This window comes from Enterobacter sp. BNK-13 (assembly GCF_048685015.1).
GTDB classification, from domain to species: domain Bacteria; phylum Pseudomonadota; class Gammaproteobacteria; order Enterobacterales; family Enterobacteriaceae; genus Enterobacter; species Enterobacter quasiroggenkampii.
This window is the reverse complement of the sequence record NZ_JBLQTP010000001.1, coordinates 4,261,800-4,276,440: the sequence shown is the minus strand read 5'-3', so window position 1 is coordinate 4,276,440 and position 14,641 is coordinate 4,261,800. Positions and strand designations below refer to the sequence as shown.

Annotated in this window: 13 protein-coding genes; 7 read left to right on the top strand and 6 right to left on the bottom strand. The window is 53.0% G+C overall.

What is annotated here, in order from left to right; genetic code table 11:
* Window positions 1-93 precede the first annotated feature (93 nt).
* The gene (rhaA, locus tag ACMGGQ_RS20620) at window positions 94-1,353 is read right to left on the bottom strand and encodes an L-rhamnose isomerase (protein WP_420290445.1); all 1,260 of its coding nucleotides are present in this window, start codon (window positions 1,351-1,353) and stop codon (window positions 94-96) included.
* Window positions 1,350-2,819: a rhamnulokinase gene (gene rhaB, locus ACMGGQ_RS20615; protein ID WP_420290444.1), complete on the bottom strand. Its 1,470-nt coding sequence runs from the start codon at window positions 2,817-2,819 to the stop codon at window positions 1,350-1,352. The genes rhaA and rhaB overlap by 4 nt, the downstream gene beginning before the upstream one ends.
* A gap of 301 nt (window positions 2,820-3,120) precedes the next feature.
* Between rhaB and rhaS the strand changes: the two genes are divergently transcribed.
* On the top strand, window positions 3,121-3,957 hold the full coding sequence (gene rhaS / locus ACMGGQ_RS20610; protein WP_048226845.1) for an HTH-type transcriptional activator RhaS: 837 nt from the start codon (window positions 3,121-3,123) through the stop codon (window positions 3,955-3,957).
* A 73-nt stretch (window positions 3,958-4,030) separates the two neighbouring features.
* A complete protein-coding gene (gene rhaR, locus ACMGGQ_RS20605) occupies window positions 4,031-4,879 on the top strand; it encodes an HTH-type transcriptional activator RhaR (RefSeq protein WP_045909109.1) in 849 nt (282 codons plus the stop codon).
* Here the strand turns inward: rhaR and rhaT are convergent, their stop codons facing one another.
* Window positions 4,880-5,914 (bottom strand): L-rhamnose/proton symporter RhaT, encoded by a 1,035-nt coding sequence (rhaT, locus tag ACMGGQ_RS20600; protein ID WP_048028388.1) that lies wholly within the window; start codon window positions 5,912-5,914, stop codon window positions 4,880-4,882.
* A gap of 288 nt (window positions 5,915-6,202) precedes the next feature.
* Between rhaT and sodA the strand changes: the two genes are divergently transcribed.
* Both sodA and yiiM read left to right on the top strand, forming a co-directional pair.
* Window positions 6,203-6,823: a superoxide dismutase [Mn] gene (sodA, locus tag ACMGGQ_RS20595; RefSeq protein WP_003861999.1), complete on the top strand. Its 621-nt coding sequence runs from the start codon at window positions 6,203-6,205 to the stop codon at window positions 6,821-6,823.
* Between the two features lie 71 nt (window positions 6,824-6,894).
* On the top strand, window positions 6,895-7,569 hold the full coding sequence (gene yiiM / locus ACMGGQ_RS20590) for a 6-hydroxyaminopurine reductase (RefSeq protein ID WP_196347436.1): 675 nt from the start codon (window positions 6,895-6,897) through the stop codon (window positions 7,567-7,569).
* 53 nt (window positions 7,570-7,622) lie between these two features.
* On the opposite strand, the gene cpxA is transcribed toward yiiM, so the two are convergent.
* A complete protein-coding gene (gene cpxA, locus ACMGGQ_RS20585; RefSeq protein ID WP_014885717.1) occupies window positions 7,623-8,996 on the bottom strand; it encodes an envelope stress sensor histidine kinase CpxA in 1,374 nt (457 codons plus the stop codon).
* Window positions 8,993-9,691, bottom strand: a complete 699-nt coding sequence (gene cpxR / locus ACMGGQ_RS20580; protein WP_006179159.1) for an envelope stress response regulator transcription factor CpxR — start codon at window positions 9,689-9,691, stop codon at window positions 8,993-8,995. The genes cpxA and cpxR overlap by 4 nt, the downstream gene beginning before the upstream one ends.
* A 150-nt stretch (window positions 9,692-9,841) precedes the next feature.
* Between cpxR and cpxP the strand changes: the two genes are divergently transcribed.
* A complete protein-coding gene (gene cpxP / locus ACMGGQ_RS20575) occupies window positions 9,842-10,348 on the top strand; it encodes a cell-envelope stress modulator CpxP (RefSeq protein WP_045909112.1) in 507 nt (168 codons plus the stop codon).
* 145 nt (window positions 10,349-10,493) lie between these two features.
* Here cpxP and ACMGGQ_RS20570 read toward each other — a convergent pair whose 3' ends face one another.
* Window positions 10,494-12,002 carry a polysaccharide pyruvyl transferase family protein gene (locus tag ACMGGQ_RS20570; RefSeq protein WP_420290443.1) on the bottom strand — a complete coding sequence of 503 codons (1,509 nt, stop codon included), beginning with the start codon at window positions 12,000-12,002 and terminating at the stop codon, window positions 10,494-10,496.
* A gap of 480 nt (window positions 12,003-12,482) precedes the next feature.
* Here ACMGGQ_RS20570 and fieF point away from each other — a divergent pair, with 480 nt between their 5' ends.
* The gene (fieF, locus tag ACMGGQ_RS20565; RefSeq protein ID WP_045909114.1) at window positions 12,483-13,376 is read left to right on the top strand and encodes a CDF family cation-efflux transporter FieF; all 894 of its coding nucleotides are present in this window, start codon (window positions 12,483-12,485) and stop codon (window positions 13,374-13,376) included.
* 174 nt (window positions 13,377-13,550) lie between these two features.
* Window positions 13,551-14,513, top strand: coding sequence for a 6-phosphofructokinase (gene pfkA, locus ACMGGQ_RS20560; protein WP_008501816.1), 963 nt, complete (start codon window positions 13,551-13,553; stop codon window positions 14,511-14,513).
* Window positions 14,514-14,641: the final 128 nt, after the last annotated feature.

The following is a 14,641-nucleotide window of genomic DNA, read 5'->3' as shown; positions in this document are numbered from 1 at the left end:
TGTGGTTCCTTTGAAAATGCCGGGTGGCGCTACGCTTACCCGGCCTACTCTTACCCGTAGACCCGGCAGGCAACGTGCTGCCGGGCGATGTTTTTACTGACGAGCGGCGAGAACGTCTTTCTCATACGCCCGCACGTTGTTCAGCCACTGGCTGCCCGCTGGGGCATCGTTACGCTGGCAGTACATCTCCCACACTGCCTGCCACGGCAGGGATTTCTGCTCTTCCAGCAGTGCCAGACGTGCGGTGTAGTCACCGTTAGCCTCCAGCTGTTTCAGCGTGGCGACAGGCTCCAGCAACGCGCGCAGCAGGGCTTTCTTCATATTGCGGGTGCCGATAACCCACGCCGCGATGCGGTTGATGGAGGCATCGAAGAAGTCGAGGCCGATGTGTACGCGGTCAAAGAGGTCGTGGCGGATGATTTCGCTGGCAATCGCCTGGGTTTCGTCATCCAGCAGCACCACGTGGTCGCTGTCCCAGCGCACCGGACGGCTGACGTGCAGCAGCAGACGCGGCACGTAGAGCATGGCGGCGGAGATTTTGTCGGAGATCACCTCGGTCGGGTGGAAGTGGCCAGCATCCAGACACAGCGCGGTCTGGCGGCTGGTGGCGTAACCCATATAGAACTCGTTTGAGCCAACGGTATAGCTCTCGGCGCCTATGCCGAACAGCTTGCTCTCGACGGCGTCGATGTGGTGCGCCGGGTCCAGCTTCTCGCTGAGAGCCTCATCCAGCGCGGCCAGCAGGCGCTGGCGCGGAGCCAGACGATCGACGGTGATATCCTTCATGCCGTCCGGGATCCAAATGTTCATCACCGACGGTGTGCCGAGCTGCTCGCCGAAATACGCCGAAACGCGGCGGCTGGCCTTCACGTGATCGATCCAGAACTGGCGGATGTCGTTGTCCGCGTGGGCGAGAGTAAAACCGTCCGCACTCAGCGGATGTGAGAAGCAGGACGGGTTAAAGTCCAGGCCCAGCCTGTTGGTTTTGGCCCACTCTACCCAGTTCTTAAAGTGTTCCGGTTTGATTTCGTTGCGCGCCACCGGCTCATCGGATTCGAGATAAATTGCATGAAGGTTCAGGCGCTTTGGCCCCGGGATCAGGCTCAGCGCCAGTTCAAGGTCGGCGCGCAGTTCGGTCGCGTTGCGCGCTTTGCCTGGATAGTTACCCGTGGCCTGAATACCCCCCGTCAGGGAACCGCCTGGGTTCTCGAAGCCAGCGACGTCATCGCCCTGCCAGCAGTGCATGGAGACGGGCAGATGGTCGAGCTGGCGCAGCGCCTCTTCGACATCTACGCCGACGGCGGCGAAACGCTGTTTAGCCAGATCCCAGGCTTGTTCTAATTGAGTTGTCATGCACAAAGCTCCTTAGTCAGTCGGTTTTGCTGAAACTGCGCGCGAAAGCGAGCAATTTCATGGCAGGGATTGGGTGTGAAGGTGGTCAGACTGGCGTTCGCCGTCACCACCGAACGGAAGTCGTCAACGTTGGAAAGTTCGTCCAGAGTCATCAGCTGAATGCCGATATTGCCGAGCGTGGAGGCCTCCACGGGACCTGCCACCACGGTGATGCCGCAGGCATCGGCGCATAGCTGGTTCAGCAGTTGGTTCTGGCAGCCGCCGCCCACGATATGCAACTGGCTGAAGGGTTTTCCGCGAAGGCTCGCCAGCTCGCTGAGGATGTCGGCATACAGCAGGGCGAGGCTGTCAAAAATGCAGCGCGCCAGTTCGGGAGGGCTGGACGGCACCGGCTGCCCGACCTCGACGCAGGCGGCCTGAATTTCGGCGCTCATGTGCGCCGGATTGATAAAGCGCTCATCGTTCGGGTTGATCAGGAACGTGCAGGCCTTCAGCTTCTCGGTTTCGGCGATAAGCGCAGGCAGGTCGGTAATGTTCTGCTCTTTCAGCACCCGCTGGAGCAGCCACAACCCCATGATGTTTTTCAGTACGCGATAGCGGCCTTCGGCACCCCCTTCGTTGGTAATGTTTGCGGCCATGGCAGCATCGCTGGCGTACGGGGTTTTGCTCTCAAAGCCCATCAGCGACCAGGTACCGGACGAGAGATAAGCCGCGTCTTTGCTCGCAAGTGGGGAAGCAATCACCGCGCTGGCGGTATCGTGGCTGGCGACGGCAACGACAGGAATTGCGTTCCCCTGTGGGCAAATCCAGTGACCGATCACATTACCCGGGTGGGTTGGTGTGCCGAACCAGGAAGGCGACGCTCCCGTCCAGGCCAGCAGATGTTCATCCCAGTTATCCGAGTTGATGTTGACCAACTGCGTGGTGGTGGCGTTGGTATATTCCCAGTTCATGTTGCCGGTCAGGCGATAGCTCAGGTAGTCCGGGATCAGCAGCGCATGGGCCACGTCCGCCACCAGCTCTGGCTGTTGCTCGACCAAAGCACGCAGCTGATAAAGCGTGTTAAACGGCAGAAACTGAATGCCGCTGCGTCTGTAGATGTTGTCCTTACCAAGCTGGGCGATAGCGTGCGCCATCAGGTCGTCGGTGCGGTTGTCGCGATAAGAAACCGGCAAGCCGACGCGTTCGCCATGGCGATCAAGCAGAACGTAGTCCACGCCCCAGGTATCAATGCCGATGCTGTCGATGCGAATACCATCGTTGCAGACGTTGTTCAGTCCGATACGGATCTCCGCCTCCAGGGCATCGATATCCCAGGCCACAAAACCTTCCTGTTTTTGCAGGCAGTTGGCGAAACGGTGCATTTCGCGAAGCGCAAGCGTGTGCTGCTCACGGTCCCAGCTCGCGAGCATTACGCGCCCGCTGGATGCGCCTAAATCGACAGCCACACAATGGCGAAAAGTCATAGTCGGGTCCTTTCTTAAGTCATTAGCGGTGAGTGTAAAAAAGGGAAGAAAAAGTCACCTTCTCACCACTGACAGGCCAAATCTCGCGCTGGCAAGAAAGCAAAGGTGAATGTGAGGGAGTTCACAGTTTCCAGTGGTAGCGGGATTTTCAGGCAGTGTGACGCTGACCGCATTTCCCGATCTTTCCCCCTGTTTCTTGAAAAATGGACAGCTTTTGCGAGGTTTACTGCCAAAAATTGAAGGTGAGTGCGGAAGGCCTTAATTACTATTTTGAGAACATTTTTCATTGGTGGAGGCCGTTATGACCGTACTGCACAGCGTGGATTTTTTTCCTTCAGGAGGGGCGCCTGTCGCGATTGAGCCACGGCTTCCTCAGGCCGCGTTCCCGGAGCATCACCATGATTTTCATGAAATTGTGATTGTTGAGCGCGGGACGGGTATTCATGTCTTCAATGGCCAGCCGTATACCATCAGCGGCGGTACGGTGTGCTTCGTGCGCGACCACGATCGGCACCTGTATGAGCATACCGACAACCTGTATCTGACGAATGTGCTCTACCGTTCCCCGGATGCGTTCCAGTTTCTTTCGCGGCTGAATCAGCTGTTGCCCCAGGAGCAAGACGGACACTATCCGTCGCACTGGCGCGTGAATCAGTCCACCCTGCAGCAGGTGCGTCAGCTGGTGGACCAAATGGAGAAGAGCGAGGACGGGCGGGAGACGCACGCCATTGCCACGCGCGAACTGCTGTTTATGCAGCTTCTGGTGCTGCTGCGCCGCAGCAGCCTGGTTGAAGGGCTGGAAGATAACAACGCGCGCCTGAACCATCTGATGGCCTGGCTGGAAGATCATTTCGCTGAGGATGTCTGCTGGGAAACGCTTGCGGATGATTTTTCACTGTCGCTGCGCACCCTGCATCGCCAGCTTAAACAGCATACCGGTATGACGCCGCAGCGATATCTCAACCGTCTGCGCCTGATCAAAGCGCGTCATCTTTTACGTCATACCGACGAAAGCGTCACGGATATCGCCTATTGCTGCGGTTTTGGTGACAGCAATCACTTTTCAACGCTGTTTCGTCGGGAATTTAACTGGTCGCCGCGTGATATTCGTCAGGGGAAAGACGCGATGCTTCAGTAACGCGAGGGCAGTCACCGTTTTATTTCCGCAAAAAAGCTAATAGTGTCAGGTTATTCGGTGTAGAGGTCGTGGTGTGGCTGCTCAGTTAATCCTTCGCAAAGATGATTTTTATGCCTCCGCGAGCCAGGCCGTGACGGTGGCCGACCGCTACCCGCAAGACGTCTTTGCCGAACATACCCACGAGTTTTGCGAACTGGTGCTGGTATGGCGCGGTAACGGCCTGCACATCCTCAACGACCGTCCCTACCGCATCACGCGCGGAGATCTGTTCTATATTCGCGCGGAGGATAAACATTCCTACGCCTCGGTTAATGACCTGGTGCTGCAGAACGTTATTTACTGTCCGGACAGGCTCAGGCTTAACGTGGACTGGGCCGCAAGCATTCCGGGTTTTCTTGATGCTAAGGGTTCTCCGCACTGGCGCTTAAGCAGTAACGGCATGGCTCAGGTACGGCAGGTTATTTCTCAACTGGAGCAGGAGAGCCAGAAGAACGACCCCGTTTCTAACCAGCTAGCGGAGTTGCTTTTCGCCCAGCTGGTGGTGACGTTAAAGCGCCATCGTTACGCCACTGATAACCCCTCCGCCACGACGCAGGAAGCGCTGCTGGATAAGCTCATCACCACGCTTGCGGGCAGCCTGAATAAAAACTTTATACTGGAGAAATTCTGCGAGCAGGAGCAGTGCAGCGAGCGCGCGTTGCGCCAGCAGTTCCGCACCCTGACCGGGATGACGGTCAACCACTATCTGCGCCAGCTGCGCATCTGCCATGCACAATATCTCCTGCAGCATACGGAGTGGATGGTCAGTGATGTGGCGATGTGCTGCGGCTTTGAAGACAGTAACTATTTTTCAGTGGTGTTTAATCGTGAGGTGGGGATGACGCCGGTACAGTGGCGTCATCGCAGTCGAAAGGGGTCGTGATCAGTTTGCCATGCCGAGGCCGACGATATTGGCAGCGATAATGATCACCACGCAGCCGAGGCTCAGTACGCCAACCGGACGATGTCCGGCGTTCTTCCACTCTTTCAGCACCAGACCGACCAGCCCGCCACACAGTACGTAGAAACTCATGTGCAGCATCCAGCTTACGTAGTCGTATTGCACCGGAATGCTGGCATGGCCCCAGGCGTAGAAGAAAAACTGTAAGTACCACATCAGGCCGCCGAGCGCGGAGAGTAACACGTTGGTGATGATAAGCGATGTTGCCAGCGAGAAGTCGGTTTTTACCGACAGGTTTTTCACTTTTGCGAGACGAATGAAGCAGAAGCCCAGGTTAACCATCGCGCCGCCACCCATAATCACGACATAGCTTGGCAGCGCAACATACAGCGGATCGACGCCCAGCGCGGCGGCGGCGTCATGCATAGGCCTGGCAGCATTCATCGCGAACGACATACCGGCCGAGAAGATGCCGCACATCACCGCCAGCAGCAGACCTTTCTTCAGGTTAAAATCTTCGGCTTTAATGCCCATCTTGCGCTCTTTCAGCTGCCCCGCGCGAGTCACGATTCCTACGCCAACGACCGCCACCAGCACGCCCAGGAGCGTCATCCGCCCACCCTGAGTATTAATAAGCACCTCGACGTTGCCGTTGAGAACTGGCGTCATCAGGGTTCCGACGATCAGCGTAATGCCAATCGCGATACCAATGCCCATCGACATGCCGAGATAGCGCATGGTGAGGCCATAGTTGATGTTACCGACGCCCCACATCGCGCCGAACAGGAACACGGGCAGCAGGGTGGAGGCGCTGAAGGAGGAGAAGTAACCCCAGAAATCGGGCAGCAGCATGGCGCTAATGGTCCAGGGCAAAATCAGCCAGGACACGACCCCGCCAACGGACCACATGGTTTCCCATGACCAGCCTCTCACCTTTTTAAACGGAGCATAGAAACAGGCTGCACTGGCAGCGCCTATCAAATGCCAGAAGATACCCATCGTAATCGCATGATTCATTTTTACACCCTCATCGTTTTTATCGTCAGTGGCTTCTCTTCGACTTAAGGAGTGTAAAAATTAGGCAGTCCGGGAACCTTCAGAAGGTTGCCGCACAGGTGTTCTGGATGGCAATCAGCACGTTAACCGCGTGAGCAGACTCACATTTCCGCTATTAATCGAAAACTGAATAACCTTATAAAAACTACGGCATTGATAATCATTTTCAATATCATTTAATTAACTATAATGAACTAACTGCTTACGCGGCATTAACAGCTGTGCCGCCCGACAATAATGGAGAGGATTATGAGTTATACACTGCCATCCCTGCCGTATGCCTACGACGCACTGGAACCGCATTTCGACAAGCAGACGATGGAAATCCATCACACTAAACACCACCAGACCTATGTGAACAACGCGAACGCCGCGCTGGAAAGCCTGCCAGAATTCGCTAACCTGCCTGTTGAAGAGCTGATCACCAAGCTGGACCAGCTGCCAGCGGACAAGAAAACCGTGCTGCGTAACAACGCGGGCGGCCACGCAAACCACAGCCTGTTCTGGAAAGGCCTGAAGACCGGTACCACCCTGCAGGGCGACCTGAAAGCGGCTATCGAGCGCGACTTCGGTTCTGTTGACAACTTCAAAGCGGAATTCGAAAAAGCCGCTGCAACCCGCTTCGGCTCCGGCTGGGCGTGGCTGGTTCTGAAAGGTGACAAACTGGCGGTGGTTTCTACCGCGAACCAGGACTCCCCGCTGATGGGTGAAGCGATCTCTGGCGCATCCGGCTTCCCAATCCTGGGTCTGGACGTGTGGGAACACGCTTACTACCTGAAATTCCAGAACCGTCGCCCGGACTACATCAAAGCGTTCTGGGACGTGGTGAACTGGGACGAAGCAGCAGCGCGTTTCGCCGCTAAAAAATAAGGTTGCATTGACGCCTGTGAGAAGCGAGTCTGATGGCTCGCTTTTTTTGTATCTGCGTAATGGAGGCAGCGATGCATTACCCGGTGAATGTATTTACAGGCAAGGTAAGGGAGTACGACGGCAGCCGCCCGAGCGCCATCGCCAAAATTCAGGTCGACGGTGAGCTGACGTTAACCGACCTTGGGCTTGCGGGCGACGAGCAGGCCGAAAAGAAGATCCACGGTGGGCCCGAGCGCGCGCTGTGCCACTACCCGCGCGAGCACTATCAGCACTGGAAAACCGAGTTCCCCGAGCAGGCGGACCTCTTCGTCGCCCCCGCGTTTGGCGAGAATCTCTCCACCGAAGGGCTCACCGAAAAGAACGTGTTTATAGGTGATATCTACCGCTGGGGCGATGCCCTGATTCAGGTGACGCAGCCGCGCTCGCCGTGCTTCAAGCTCAACTTCCATTTCGGTATTCATGACATGTCGGCTCAGATGCAAAACGCGGGTAAAACCGGCTGGCTGTACCGTGTAGTGCTGGCTGGGCAGGTGTCAGCGGATGCGCCGCTTGAGCTGGCATCACGCCTGAGTGAAGTGTCTGTTTACGACGCCTGCGCCATTGCCTGGCATATGCCGTTTGATGACGAGCAGTATCATCGCCTGCTGTCGGCGGCGGGGTTATCGACCAGCTGGACAAGAACGATGCAGAAGCGGCGTTTAAGCAGCAAGATCGAGGATAATTCGCGGAGGTTGTGGGGTAAATAGTCCTCCGTAAAGCGTAGGCCGGGTAAGGCGAAGCCGCCACCCGGCACTAACAGCTACGAACGCTTATACAACGGTAGCCACAGCGTTAACCGCAGCCCACCCAGCGGGCTGTCGTCGGCTTTCACCCAGCCGCGATGCTGCTGCATGGCGGTTTCCACAATCGCCAGACCCAGTCCCGTACCGCCCGATTCCCGGTCACGCGCTTCGTCGGTACGATAGAACGGACGGAAAATCTGCTCGCGGTCTTCCGGGCTGACGCCAGGACCGTCGTCGTCGACAATGACGGTGATCCCGTCTTTATCCACCGAGAACGCCACCTCAATCTTCGTGTGCGAGTAGCGCAGGGCGTTACGCACGATATTCTCCAGCGCGCTTTCCAGCGTGTTGGGGTTACCGTACAGCGGCCATGGACCCGGCGGGAAGTTGACGGTGAAGGATTTGCCCATCTGCTCCGCTTCGAACGCCGCGTTATCCAGCACTTCATGCCACAGATGATTGGCTTTCACCGTTTCGCTCACCAGCGCGTTTTTCTGCTGATTGCGCGACATGACCAGCAGATCGTTGATCATGCTGTCCAGACGATGCGCTTCGGTTTCGATACGCTCCAGCTCTTTGCTCTCCCCGCTGCGGCGGCGCAGCAGCGCGGTGCCAAGCTGTAAGCGCGTAAGCGGGGTGCGCAGTTCGTGCGAGATATCCGACAGCAGACGCTGTTGTGCCGTCATCATGCGATCGAGAGCGCTCACCATCTGGTTAAAACTGGTCCCGGCGGCAAGGAACTCCTGCGGTCCGGCTTCCAGTTCAGGGTGTTGTCGCAGGTTACCCTGGGCCACTTCGTCAGCCGCATTTTTCAGCTTACGGGCCGGTTTTGCCAGGCTCCACGCTAGCCATAACAGCAGAGGCGAGCTGACCAGCATAGTAACAATCAGCAGCAGGAGAGGGCGGTCAAACAACAGGTTGATAAAGTCGGACTGGGAGCTGCTCGCGGGGCGAATCAGGTAGAGCTGATAGTTATCCTCGCCATCTCTGACGGAGAACGGCCCCACCATCTCTACGCGGCCATATTTTTTCTTCTGGGGGTGATCGGCGTTATCTGCCTGGCCAATGAAGTTGCGGATGATCTGCATTTCATTGCGATCGGCGCCAATCACGCGGCCTTCGCTGGTCACCAGCAGCAGGCGTTGTCCGGGCGGCGCCCACTTGTCGATAGCGCGAAATAGCCTGCGCCACCACATTAAATCGTTTGGCGGATCGTTTGCCAGCTCGGCTTCCACGTGCTGCTCGATCATCACGCCCTGACGTTGCTCGCTGTCGAGAAGCTCCGTCATCTGGCGTGAGTCGAGTTTTGGCAACATCAGTACGAGCATTAAAACCAGTGCCAGCGTCAGCCAGAAGATGGCGAAGATGCGGGCGGTTAAGCTTCCTATCATGAAGCGGAAACCATCAGATAACCGCGACCACGCAGGGTTTTAAACCATGGGTGACCGTCTTTACGCTCCGGCAGCTTACGGCGCAGGTTAGAGATGTGCATGTCGATGGCGCGGTCAAACGGGGTCAGACGTTTGCCCAGCACTTCCTGGCTTAAATGTTCACGCGAAACCACCTGGCCGAGGTGCTGCGCCAGCAGATACAGCAGGGTGAACTCCGTGCCGGTCAGTTCCAGCGTCTGGCCATCAAAGCTCGCTTCCTGACGGCCCGGGTTCAGGCTCAGGGAGTCGACTTCAAGGGTAGGTGAGCTGTTGTCGGTATTCTGCTGCTGCTCGCTCCAGTGGGAACGACGCAGGATCGCGCGAATACGGGCGACCAGTTCGCGGTCGTTAAACGGCTTCGGTAAATAGTCATCCGCGCCCAGCTCAAGGCCGAGTACGCGATCGAGTTCGCTGCCGCGAGCGGTCAGCATGATAACGGGAGTCTGGTGTGTCTGGCGAAGCTCTTTCAACGTATCAATACCGTTTTTCTTCGGCATCATCACGTCGAGCAAAAGTAAATCGATGCTGTCGTCAAGGAGACTCAGCGCCTGCTCGCCATCATGGGCAACCAGGACGTTGAAACCTTCCATGTCGAGCAACTCCTTTAAAAGGGATGTGAGCTCTCGGTCATCATCAACTAACAGGATTTTATTCATTGTTTAATTACCTCCGAGGCAGAAATTACGACATCAAGGCTGTCTAATCCATGACTTTACGTTGTTTTACACCCCCTGACGCATGTTTGCAGCCTGAATCGTAGACTGTCTCTCGTTGAATCGCGACACGAAAGATTTTGGGAGCAAGTGATGCGCAAAGTTACCGCTGCCGTCATGGCCTCAACGCTGGCGTTCAGTGCGTTTAGCCAGGCTGCTGTAGCTATCATCAGCGATAACGGTTCCTCACAAGAGGACACAACGCAGCACAGTAGCCAAAGCCATATGTTTGACGGCATAAGTTTAACCGAACATCAGCGTCAACAGATGCGAGATCTGATGCAGAGGGCGAGACACGACCAGCCCCCTGTTAATGTTAGCGAAATGGAGACAATGCATCGCCTTGTCACCGCAGAAAATTTTGACGAAAGCGCTGTTCGCGCTCAGGCCGAAAAAATGGCACAGGAACAGGTTGCTCGCCAGGTTGAAATGGCGAAGGTCCGCAACCAGATGTTCCACCTGCTAACTCCCGAGCAGCAAGCGGTTTTGAACACCAGACATCAGCAGCGTATGGATCAGCTGCGTGAGGTTGCACGGATGCAGCGAAGCTCAGAAACGACGTTTTTCAGTAGCAATAGCAGTACCCGTAGTAACCAGTAAACCCTGTTTTCCTTGCCATAGACACCATCCCTGTCTTCCCCCACATGATGTGGGGGTTTTTTTTGCCTGTTGATTCTTCACATCATGAGAAAATGGTATTGAGCGTTCCTCGTTGCTATTACCAGGGAGTTTTCATGTCCCTGTATTATTTTATGAGTACATCTTTGATTTTTAATTTTATGTTATTAATGGTTTTAATAAAATTATAGGTCCTTGATTTTTTCATTTCATCAATCCATTTTTCAGCTTCGGTTTTTTGTTTTAATAATTCTTTGTTTTGCAGTTGAAGGGCGTCGAATGTATCCTGCAATTCATTGTTGGCGCTACTAAAGGTATTGATATTATTCTTCAGTTCAATATTCAACTTACATAATTCGGCGTGTTTATCCTGTAGCTCTACATACTTTATGTGGGTGTCTCTACTGAGATTATCCAGTTGTCTGAACTCGGATTGTAATGTACTGAAAGATTTGTTTATATTGGATATGGTATTAGAAAAGTTAATAAGGAAATTATCACTTCCTTTTTCTTTCGTTTTAGTTGATACGAGTAATTCAATAATAGTGTCAAAGTGCTGATGCAGAGATGCTATTTTATCATCTAAAATAACTGGAGACATGTTTTTGTGACATTGTACTGTACGCTCGTATAGGGAAGTAGAATCAGTTACGTAATAATCCTGAAGATCTAACATCTTGAAGAGATCTTTAGTTTTCCCGTTCAGCATATAATCAAAGGCCACAACTTTTTTCCCATGACAGGCTGCGGTAATTGCGCCATGGAAACTCACACCAATATAAGCGTGGCAACCTGCCAGCATGCTCATAATTTCGTACATATTGAGTTCTTTTTCATAAAGAGTATATCGGGAATCTGCATTTTGATTTATCTCTCTAAGAATGCTTTCATCATCATGAGTATACGCCAGTGGTAATAGTATGATTTCAAAGCCTAAATTGTAAAAATAGTCTAATGACTTTACAACATCAGGGATTGCACTTTTAGGTAGAAATCTATTCGCGTGATAAACAATGTATTCTTTATCGCTGTTTCTTAAATTTTTTAACGATTTTTCAATAATTTCATGAGGAATACATTCTGTCATCATAAATGCAGAATCAGGAAATACGTTAATTAATGTATCCTCTATGCCACTATCTGTCAGGATTTTTTTAGTATAGTTGTCCCGGACTGATATATAGTCAATTGGGTCGCATAAGGCCTGAGTAAGTTTCTGATAAAATGGTGAGAAATCATGGTAGCCGCCAAGTAGATTCCAGATTAATTTTATGTTGTGTTTGTATGCAACTATCGAAGGAATAACCCATGTTTCAAACACCGGGTAGTCTACGAACTCGTCCGAGTCTCTTTTTATTTTTTGTTGCCCGCTTGCATAGTGGAATATTCCACCGCCACCAACGATAATTGCATCGAAATTATGTTTTAGATGCAATGATTCCATCTCATTTAATGGGTAGACAATCTCATTTAATGAGAGGCTTTGTGTTCCCCCCACCGGTGAGAAAAGATAAAGCTTGATATTCAGACCTTTCATTTTCATGATTTTATCGAAAATAATCGGAAATAAATGATCTCCATAATTTGCGATATCATAAACGCCAGTAAACGCAATTTTTAGTGGTTCATTAGACATATATATTCTCTTAAGATAAATTTTTCCAGTACAACATGTATAGCATCAAGTGTACTATATCGCTGAAATTAAACAATATTAACTTATCCTATAAATCTAATAAAGAACAATGAGTTAGATGGTGTGGTGGTTTTTCAGAGTAGTGGTAGGTTTTTATTGTTTGACACAATGCAATAGTATCTGTTGAGCGATTGGATACGGAAACAACTTATCCATTCAGTATTTTCTAAGTCGCAGTGACAGTGTCGTCGATGGTGCATATCAACGTAACAATCAAACCGGATGTGTAGTCTGGATGTAACGGGTTGGTGAAATAAAATTCTTTTAATACAATCGGTTATTGTTTTTCTTTCTTCTCTGTTCCTGTCTTTTCCCACATAAGGGGGGCTCTGCACCATATTCTGATTTGTTAACCGTTTATTCATCCTTCGACTCCCCATGCTTCCGTTATACTAGCGGCATGACATGACAGGAGCGTTTATGAATCAATCCTATGGAAGACTGGTAAACCGGGCCGCCATGGCCGCGACCATCATGGCGTCGTGTTTGCTGGTCATTAAGGTTTTTGCGTGGTGGTATACCGGATCGGTCAGTATTCTGGCGGCGCTGGTGGACTCGCTGGTCGATATTGCCGCCTCGCTGACCAACCTGCTGGTGGTGCGTTACTCGCTGCAGCCAGCGGATGAAGAGCACACGTTTGGGCACGGCAAAGCGGAGTCGCTGGCCGCGCTGGCGCAGAGCATGTTTATATCCGGTTCTGCGCTGTTCCTGTTTCTCACCGGCATTCAGCATCTCGTCTCGCCGACACCGATGAACGATCCCGGCGTCGGCGTCGTTGTGACGATTGTCGCGCTTATATGCACACTTGTTCTGGTAACGTTCCAGCGCTGGGTCGTTCGCAAAACGCAAAGTCAGGCTGTACGGGCGGATATGCTTCATTATCAATCTGATGTTATGATGAATGGGGCTATTCTTATTGCGCTCGGTCTGGCCTGGTATGGCTGGCATCGGGCCGATGCGTTGTTTGCGTTAGGGATTGGTATCTATATTTTATATAGCGCCCTGCGGATGGGGTATGAAGCGGTGCAATCACTGCTTGACCGCGCCCTCCCGGACTCAGAACGCAATGAAATTTTTTCTATCGTGACCGCCTGGCCCGGCGTCAGCGGTGCGCACGATCTTCGAACGCGGCAGTCAGGGCCGACCCGCTTTATTCAGATTCATATTGAAATGGAAGACAACCTGCCACTGGTTCAGGCTCACGTGATTGCTGAGCAGGTAGAGCAGGCGATTTTGCAGCGTTTTCCTGGTTCAGACGTCATCATTCACCAGGATCCCTGCTCGGTTGTACCCGGACATGTTGGGCTTTCGTAATTCGTTGTAAAAAAGTGAGCCAGGCCAGCATTTTGTGTATAAATTACCGCCATTTGGTCTGACCTGAATCAATTCAGCTGGAAGGGATTGATATACTATTTGCAGTATTCGTTGGTCGATAAGTTTCTTCCGGCAACAGATTTCAATTTTGCATTCCTAAGTTCAGAGGTAGTCATGATTAAGAAAATCGGTGTGTTGACAAGCGGCGGTGATGCGCCGGGCATGAACGCGGCAATTCGTGGGGTTGTTCGCGCGGCGCTGACGGAAGGTCTGGAAGTTTTTGGTATCTATGATGGTTACCTGGGTCTGTATGAAGACCGTATGGTTCAGCTCGACCGTTACAGCGTGTCTGACATGATCAACCGTGGCGGTACCTTCCTTGGGTCTGCACGCTTCCCGGAATTCCGTGATGAACACGTTCGTGAAGTGGCTATCGAGAACATGAAAAAACGTGGCCTGGACGCCCTGGTGGTTATCGGTGGTGACGGCTCGTACATGGGTGCAAAACGTCTGACAGAAATGGGCTTCCCGTGCATCGGTCTGCCAGGCACTATCGACAACGATATCAAAGGCACCGACTACACCATCGGTTACTTCACCGCGCTGGGAACCGTTGTTGAAGCGATTGACCGCCTGCGTGACACCTCTTCTTCTCACCAGCGTATCTCTATCGTTGAAGTGATGGGGCGTTACTGCGGTGACCTGACCCTGGCTGCGGCGATTGCGGGTGGTTGTGAGTTTGTCGTGGTTCCGGAAGTGGAATTCAGCCGTGAAGATCTGGTAGCTGAAATCAAAGCGGGCATCGCGAAAGGCAAAAAACACGCGATCGTGGCTATCACCGAGCACATCTGTGACGTAGACGAGCTGGCCAAGTACATCGAAACCGAAACCAAGCGTGAAACCCGTGCCACCGTACTGGGGCACATCCAGCGTGGCGGTTCCCCTGGCCCGTACGACCGTATTCTGGCGTCCCGTATGGGCGCGTACGCAATCGAACTGCTGCTGCAGGGCCACGGCGGCCGCTGCGTCGGTATTCAGAACGAAAAACTGGTTCACCATGACATCATCGACGCGATTGAAAACATGAAGCGTCCGTTCAAAGGTGACTGGCTGGACTGCGCGAAAAAACTGTACTGATTGGCTCTGTTGCCCGGTGGCGCTGCGCTTACCGGGCCTACAAAAGCACGACTCGTAGGCCGGGTAAGGCGTAGCCGCCACCCGGCTTTTTTATGCGTGCACGCTTTTTTATTCCACTACGTTATAGC

Coding starts and splice junctions, on each gene's coding strand:
- rhaA (WP_420290445.1), bottom strand. CDS start 1,353: ATGACAACTCAATTAGAACAAGCCTGGGATCTGGCTAAACAGCGTTTC.
- rhaB (WP_420290444.1), bottom strand. CDS start 2,819: ATGACTTTTCGCCATTGTGTGGCTGTCGATTTAGGCGCATCCAGCGGG.
- rhaS (WP_048226845.1), top strand. CDS start 3,121: ATGACCGTACTGCACAGCGTGGATTTTTTTCCTTCAGGAGGGGCGCCT.
- rhaT (WP_048028388.1), bottom strand. CDS start 5,914: ATGAATCATGCGATTACGATGGGTATCTTCTGGCATTTGATAGGCGCT.
- sodA (WP_003861999.1), top strand. CDS start 6,203: ATGAGTTATACACTGCCATCCCTGCCGTATGCCTACGACGCACTGGAA.
- yiiM (WP_196347436.1), top strand. CDS start 6,895: ATGCATTACCCGGTGAATGTATTTACAGGCAAGGTAAGGGAGTACGAC.
- cpxA (WP_014885717.1), bottom strand. CDS start 8,996: ATGATAGGAAGCTTAACCGCCCGCATCTTCGCCATCTTCTGGCTGACG.
- cpxR (WP_006179159.1), bottom strand. CDS start 9,691: ATGAATAAAATCCTGTTAGTTGATGATGACCGAGAGCTCACATCCCTT.
- cpxP (WP_045909112.1), top strand. CDS start 9,842: ATGCGCAAAGTTACCGCTGCCGTCATGGCCTCAACGCTGGCGTTCAGT.
- ACMGGQ_RS20570 (WP_420290443.1), bottom strand. CDS start 12,002: ATGTCTAATGAACCACTAAAAATTGCGTTTACTGGCGTTTATGATATC.
- fieF (WP_045909114.1), top strand. CDS start 12,483: ATGAATCAATCCTATGGAAGACTGGTAAACCGGGCCGCCATGGCCGCG.
- pfkA (WP_008501816.1), top strand. CDS start 13,551: ATGATTAAGAAAATCGGTGTGTTGACAAGCGGCGGTGATGCGCCGGGC.